Source organism: Acidithiobacillus sp. HP-11, assembly GCF_015100075.1.
Classification (GTDB): domain Bacteria; phylum Pseudomonadota; class Gammaproteobacteria; order Acidithiobacillales; family Acidithiobacillaceae; genus Acidithiobacillus; species Acidithiobacillus thiooxidans.
In genome coordinates this window covers 1-6,580 of the sequence record NZ_JACKYY010000076.1, presented here as the reverse complement: position 1 = coordinate 6,580, position 6,580 = coordinate 1, and the positions used below count along the sequence as shown (strand labels likewise).

Genomic DNA, 6,580 nt, shown 5'->3' with positions numbered 1-6,580 from the left:
GCAGAACCACTGGGACGGCATTCTACGTTGGTTCGAGAGCCAGATCACCAATGGAATTCTGGAAGGTTTCAACAGCCTCATTCAATCCGCCAAGGCCAAGGCTCGGGGTTACCGCACGCACAAGAACTTTATCAACATGGCCTACCTGATCCTGGGCAAGCTGGATCTCAGGCTACCCACTTGAAATGACGAGGAACCAGATTAATGTAAAAAAAATGAAGGCCCTACAAAAATGATATTAGAGTTTATCCCGTGTTGTCTTATTGCTCCTAAAAATCAATTAAGGATGAACTGTAGTAAATTTTAATATAGAATATAAAATAATAATTAAGATCATTTATTTCTGATATTATTATTTATAAGTGACAAATATGATGTTTGAAATAAGAAATTTATCGAAAGATAATTGTGCATTCTTAATCGTTTATTATTTTAATGGTGACCAATATGAAGGTGAATGTTTTGGTTAATGGCGGGAACAGACCTCGAGATATGGAAAGACTCCTGAAGGCGTTGATGGCTCAGAATCGTAAGCCTGATGCAGTTTTTATATTAATTCATCCCCGTGATACTGAGACTCCCGATTTGGTGGAGAAGTTAATTGGATCGGTGGTATCTTATACTCTGGTCCGCAAGGATCAATCCGGTCCTGTTTCGTCAATGCTCAAAGCTTTGGGGTTGATGGTTTGTAATGTGGTTGCTTTCACCCACGATGATGCTGCGCCTCGCCCGGATTGGTTAGAGCGGATCGAAAATGCGTTTGTCCATATGCCCGAAATCGCTGCTGTGGGTGGGAGAGATTTGCCTGCAACAACTTACCCTGAAATTCTTCCTTACTGCGATGTGGTGGGCAAAGTCACCTGGTATGGAAAAATTATCGCCAATCATCATCTTCCATGTTTGAGTGCCCGTAATGTGGACTTTCTTTCTGGGGTCAATGCTGCTTATCGTCATGAAATCCTGGTAGGTACAAGTCTGGATCTGCGCTTGCAGTGGCAACAGGATACTGCTTGGCATTGGGAACTGGCGCTAGGTATGGCCCTTAACAAACAAGGTGTTAAGCAGTGGTATGAACCAGACATGGTGGTGGATCATTTCCCGGGTAAACTGTTCTCAGATCAGAAGGATGGTTACTGGTTTGCTGCCACACGCAAACGGGCGCAAAATGAAACCTATATTCTTATGAAATACCTACCTATTTTCGGACGTTTTGCCTGCATGGTGTATGCTCTTATGGTCGGAAGTCGAGACAGCTATGGATTGCTGCAATTAATGCGCTTTTGGCCCAAGGAAGGGAGCTTGGCCTTCCGTAAATTTCAGGATGCATTGCGAGGGCGCTATAACGTTATGCAGACATGGATGTTCCCTGACAACTTAGACCGCGTTCAAGGGTAAAGGAATAATAATGCATGTGTCTGTGATGATTCCGACCTACCGTCGTCCAAAGGATTTGGAGCGATGTCTGAATGCCTTGGGTGATCAGTGCCGTGCTGCAGATGAAATCATCGTTGTGGCGCGACGTGATGACCTGGAAACTCATGACGTGCTGAATGGAGATGCAGCAACATCCCTGCCATTGCGTGTGGTCATCGTGGATCTTCCTGGCCTGGTTACTGCGATGAACCTGGGTTTGGATGCAGCAGACGGGGATATACTGGCGATTACTGACGATGATTCGGCACCTTTCCCGGATTGGTTACAGCGTATTGAGCAAGCTTTTCAAAAAGATCGAACACTTGCCGGTGTCGGAGGGCGGGATTTTATTCGTCAGAATGGTACGCTGCTAGATGACCCGGTTCGTCTCGTGGGGCAAGTATTGTGGTATGGAAAAATTATTGCCAATCATCATTTACGTACAGACAAGGCACAATTTGTCGATTTGCTGAAAGGGGTCAATGGTGCTTATCGTTTGTCTGTACTGAAAGAGATAGGATTTGACCGACGGTTACGAGGAAGGGGTGCGCAATGGCACTGGGAACTGTCTTTGGGCTTAAGCTTACACCAAAGAAATTGGTGCCTGCTTTATGATCCGGAAATACGCGTAAACCACTATCCGGGCAATCTATTTGATGATCGTTCAAGAGATGTCTACAACTCCGAGGAAGTGCGTAATCGTTCTCATAATGAAACCCTGGTGTTGCTAGGTTATTTGCCAAGCATTAACCGAATGGTTTTTCTGACTTGGGCCATCCTGGTTGGGACCAGTGAAAGTTACGGAATGGTACAAATGCTGCGCTATGTTCCGAGAGAAAAAAAACAGGCGCTGGCCAAGTTTAGGGATAACCTGCATGGCCGTTACACGGGGGTACGTTCGTGGCTACGACATTGAAAGACCTCAGCTCAAGCGTTCACTATCGCCGGGGAGTACAGGGAATATGGCTTTATATTGTTCTTTTTTGGACATTTCCGTTTGTTTTTTATTTTTCCCATTTAAGCGCATTAACTAACTACTTATTCCCGCTTTTTGGATTGGTGTTAGGAGTGAAACTGTACCGGGATTTTCCAATATTATATGTCAGTAATATGTGGTGGCTCTGGTTCGTGACCCCTGAAATAAGACGTTTGGTGGATTACCAAATCGGGTTTCAGCCTGTTGATCCGATCATGCTCACTCCTTATCTGGTGACGGGGCTTGCTTTTTTTACTGTATTGAAATATCTCCCGGAATTGCGTCGAAAAACCCTGTTTCCCATAGCGCTGGTACTGGTGGGTATTTTGTATGCCTATGTGGTTGGCATCGTGACGACAGGCTTCATGCCTGCCACCTATGGTTTGTTGAACTGGCTGCTTCCAGTTTTGTTTGGTCTGCACATGGCCATTCGCTGGCGAGATTATCCGCAAGTTCGTCGTACGTTGTATCACACTTTCGTTTGGGGAACCCTGGTTATGGGGGGGTACGGCCTGATTCAATATGTTCATCCCCTGCCATGGGATACTTACTGGATGACGGCATCAAAATTGCTGAGTATCGGTCGACCAGAGCCTTTTCAGATTCGTATTTTCGGTACAATGAACTCTCCTGGACCATTCGCCTTTGAATTGATGGGAACCTTGTTGATGCTATTTGCGGGCGGCGGTTTTTGGCGAATTCCTGCTGCGCTTTTTGGTTATCTGGCTTTTTTGTTATCTATTGTTCGAGCGGCCTGGGGTGGTTGGTTTGTCGGTTTGGTTTATATCATGTCCCGGCTAAAGCCAGCACACATGGTACGTTATCTCATGGGGCTTATTATAATTGTTATACTTGCGACACCTATGTTGCTTTACAAGCCCGTTTATGATCGATTGGAAGCGCGTTTCAATTCCATTGAAAATGTTAAACAAAATGCCAGTTATCAAGCGCGAACGAAGTTTTATGAAGAGTTCTTTTTAGAGGCCTTTGAAACACCATTGGGAGCAGGTATTGGCAGTACCGGTACTGCAGCCCGGCTTGGTCAAAAAGGGCATGTGGTCAATTTTGATAGTGGTATCATGGAGATTCCTTATGTCCTCGGATGGGCAGGAGGCACTTTATTTTTTCTGGGTACTATCTGGACATTAACATATATTCTAAGTAGCAGGTGGTCAAAAAAAGATCCTTTTATAGCTATTTCTTCTGGGATTAGCTTGGCAGTGTTTTCCACTTTGATATTTGTGGATACTTTGATTGGTAGTACCGGGATGCTGTTTTGGGCATTTGCAGGTACTTCCATTGCCGGCATTCACTATCGTCAGGTGGAAGGAATAAAAAATGGCTGAGGGTTTTCTACAGCATTGTTTTCAGGCGCGTTGAAAAGATGCGGATATTGCACATCACCAATCACATACTTGAGGTCGGTAATGGAATAGTAAATGTCGCTATTGATTTGGCCTGCTCACAACGTGCACTGGGACATGAGGTTTTTTATGCTTCCGGTGGCGGAGAGTATGAAAAACTCCTAGATTGTCACGGAGTGAAGCATTATTCGATGAAATTTAGCAAGTCTATGTTCAGTTTGCCTAAAATGATCGTCAATCTGGAACGGATTATAGATCAAACTCGCCCCGATATAGTACATGCCCACATGATGACAGGAGCCCTACTTGCCAAGTTGCTACGTTTACGCAGGCGTTATCGTTTGATTACCCATGTGCATAATGAGTTTCAAAAAAGTGCTCGTATCATGTCTGTCGGTGACGCAGTAATTGCAGTCAGTGATGCAGTTTGTCGATCCATGGCGGAACGCGGAATCCCTACCAGCAAATTGCATGTTATTCGGAATGGCACTATCAATAGCCCGCGTATGCAACGGGTCGAAGCCAAGCCATTGTATCATCCGGCCATCGTCACGATTGCCGGGATGTATGAAAGGAAAGGTATTCGTGATCTGATCGCCGCCTTTGCAAGCTTGCCTAAGGACCTCCCCGGCCATTTGTATATTGTTGGAGAGGGGCCGGACCGCACTATTTTTGAGTCGCTGGCAAAAAACAGTTCGCGCCGGGACCATATTTATTTCGAAGGCTTTCAAACTCAGCCTCAATCTTATCTGGAAAGTGCGGATATTTTTGTGCTTGCTTCTCACAAGGAGCCCTTCGGGTTGGTCATCTCAGAAGCAAGAGAAAATGCTTGTGCAATTATTGCCAGTGACGTGGATGGAATACCTGAAGCACTGGAAGGCGGGAAGGCGGGCCAGTTGTTCAGCGCTGGAGATGTCACTGATTTGAGTAATCACTTGTATCGATTTTTGTGCGATCAGAATTTGCGCGAACAATTTGCCAAACGTGCATGCACTGGTATTGAATGGCTCACCGTGCAACGCATGACCCAAGAAACCCTGACCTTGTATCAAAGAGTTCTGCAGTCATGAAAAATGTGTGCATTATTACCCATAAACTGAAAAAGGGGGACGGTCAGGGGCGCGTCAACTATGAAATCCTGATGGCGGCTCGTGCTGCAGGATATGTCATCACACTTCTGGCCAGTGAGTGTGCCCAAGAAGTGGCCAGCCTGGAGGACGTGACTTGGGTCTCTATCCCGGTCCGAGGCTGGCCTACCCAGTTGTTGCGAAACCAGGTCTTTGCTCTGCGCAGCTGGTGGTGGCTCAAGAGAACATCGCAGGATTTCGACTTGGTGCATGCAAATGGTTTTATCACCTGGTATCCAGCAGAAATCAATTCGGCGCACTTCGTACATGGAGCATGGCGAGATTCACCCTACAATGAAACCAACTCTGAAACGGGACTCAAGAAGGCATATCACCGGGTATTCACTTGGCTCAATGCGTTGCTGGAACGACGTTCTTACCGACAGGCGAAGTGTGTAACTGCGGTTTCTCCTAAAATCGCCGAAGAGCTGGTTGGTATTGGCATCGACTCAGAAAAAATTACCATAATACCTAACGGCGTAGATGTTCAGGAATACTACCCGGGGACTACCGTGCGAGAGTTGTCTGCATTTAGGAAGTTGGATAACGTCGCACTATTTGCAGGAGACTTGCGTTCCTCACGTAAAAATCTGGATACCGTGTTACGGGCTTTGACTATGGCCAGGTCATGGCACCTGATTGTTCTCGGGTATCTCGAACAAAGTCCTTATCCCGATATGGTTCGCGACATGGACCTTGCTGATCGCGTGCATTTTATGGGTTACCGCGAAGATGTGGCGGCTTTTTTGCATTCTGCCGATCTGCTGGTTTTCCCTTCACGTTATGATCCTTGGGCCATGATTGTTTCTGAATCTCTGGCTTGTGCTGTGCCGGTGATTACCGCCAGAACGGTTGGGGCTTCATTTCAGATCCCCGCTAATGGTGGATGGATTCTTGATGATCCTGACGACTATCAGTCTATTGCAGGGTTTATGCAGGATTATGCTCAAATGAGCCTATCAAAGCGCAAGGAAATGGCAACTGCTGCGCGTAATTCGGCCATGAATCTATCGTGGAAAATTGTTTCTAAAAAGTATGTTGAGTTATATGATTGTATGTCATCTAATGAGTCCGATAATTGCTGTCATTATTTTAATATGAACTCTTTTTTTGGGCCATTAAAGTGAATGAAAATAATTGTACAATAACTAGTATGGAAGTGTTGGCTACAATCATCATTCCTGCTTTTAGGCGCACACGTTATGTTGGTGATGCTATCCGATCGGCGCTCGCACAAACTTTACAAAATATTGAGATTATTGTTGTTGATGATTCTGATTCAGAAGATATTAAAAATATTTGCTATAGTTTCGAGGACGCAAGGCTGACTTATCGATCTAATAAAATCCGTCTGGGTGTCCTTGTAAGTTGCAATAATGCCGTATCTGAATCTAATGGGCAGTATATCACTGTCTTGAATGATGATGATTTGATCGCTCCTGAATTTCTGGAGCGATCTGTAAATATTATGGAAAATAATCCACATTTGGCATTGATTTTTTGTGATCACTGGATTATTGATGAGTATGGAATTATACAAAATGAATTAAGTGACAGTAATACAACATATTGGCATCGTGATTACCTGGCGGTTCCTCGTCATTTCAAGTGGGTAGCCTGAGATCCAGCTTGCCCAGGATCAGGTAGGCCATGTTGATAAAGTTCTTGTGCGTGCGGTAACCCCGAGCCCTGGATTTGGC

7 protein-coding genes are annotated in these 6,580 nt (G+C 45.3%); all 7 read left to right on the top strand.

Translation table 11 applies throughout. The features are described 5' to 3' along the window. Nucleotides 1–184: transposase (locus tag H7F08_RS14575; RefSeq protein ID WP_193640936.1), on the top strand; the 184-nt coding region annotated here is incomplete at its 5' end. A 263-nt stretch (nucleotides 185–447) separates the two neighbouring features. After that, nucleotides 448–1,395 carry a glycosyltransferase gene (locus H7F08_RS14570; protein WP_193640935.1) on the top strand — a complete coding sequence of 316 codons (948 nt, stop codon included), beginning with the start codon at nucleotides 448–450 and terminating at the stop codon, nucleotides 1,393–1,395. 10 nt (nucleotides 1,396–1,405) lie between these two features. After that, on the top strand, nucleotides 1,406–2,329 hold the full coding sequence (locus H7F08_RS14565; RefSeq protein ID WP_215866477.1) for a glycosyltransferase family 2 protein: 924 nt from the start codon (nucleotides 1,406–1,408) through the stop codon (nucleotides 2,327–2,329). Next, nucleotides 2,314–3,735: a hypothetical protein gene (locus H7F08_RS14560; protein WP_193640934.1), complete on the top strand. Its 1,422-nt coding sequence runs from the start codon at nucleotides 2,314–2,316 to the stop codon at nucleotides 3,733–3,735. The genes H7F08_RS14565 and H7F08_RS14560 overlap by 16 nt, the downstream gene beginning before the upstream one ends. 38 nt (nucleotides 3,736–3,773) lie before the next feature. After that, nucleotides 3,774–4,823 carry a glycosyltransferase family 4 protein gene (locus tag H7F08_RS14555; RefSeq protein WP_010642281.1) on the top strand — a complete coding sequence of 350 codons (1,050 nt, stop codon included), beginning with the start codon at nucleotides 3,774–3,776 and terminating at the stop codon, nucleotides 4,821–4,823. After that, entirely contained in the window at nucleotides 4,820–6,007 is a 1,188-nt protein-coding gene (locus tag H7F08_RS14550; RefSeq protein WP_010642279.1) for a glycosyltransferase family 4 protein, read from the top strand. Before H7F08_RS14555 ends, H7F08_RS14550 begins: the two co-directional genes overlap by 4 nt. 35 nt (nucleotides 6,008–6,042) lie before the next feature. After that, nucleotides 6,043–6,501, top strand: coding sequence for a glycosyltransferase family A protein (locus H7F08_RS14545; RefSeq protein ID WP_193640933.1), 459 nt, complete (start codon nucleotides 6,043–6,045; stop codon nucleotides 6,499–6,501). Nucleotides 6,502–6,580 lie beyond the last annotated feature (79 nt).

Bases quoted from the DNA above. Each gene is read 5' to 3' on its own strand.
- H7F08_RS14555 (WP_010642281.1), top strand. From the start codon at position 3,774: ATGCGGATATTGCACATCACCAATCACATACTTGAGGTCGGTAATGGA.
- H7F08_RS14570 (WP_193640935.1), top strand. From the start codon at position 448: ATGAAGGTGAATGTTTTGGTTAATGGCGGGAACAGACCTCGAGATATG.
- H7F08_RS14565 (WP_215866477.1), top strand. From the start codon at position 1,406: ATGCATGTGTCTGTGATGATTCCGACCTACCGTCGTCCAAAGGATTTG.
- H7F08_RS14550 (WP_010642279.1), top strand. From the start codon at position 4,820: ATGAAAAATGTGTGCATTATTACCCATAAACTGAAAAAGGGGGACGGT.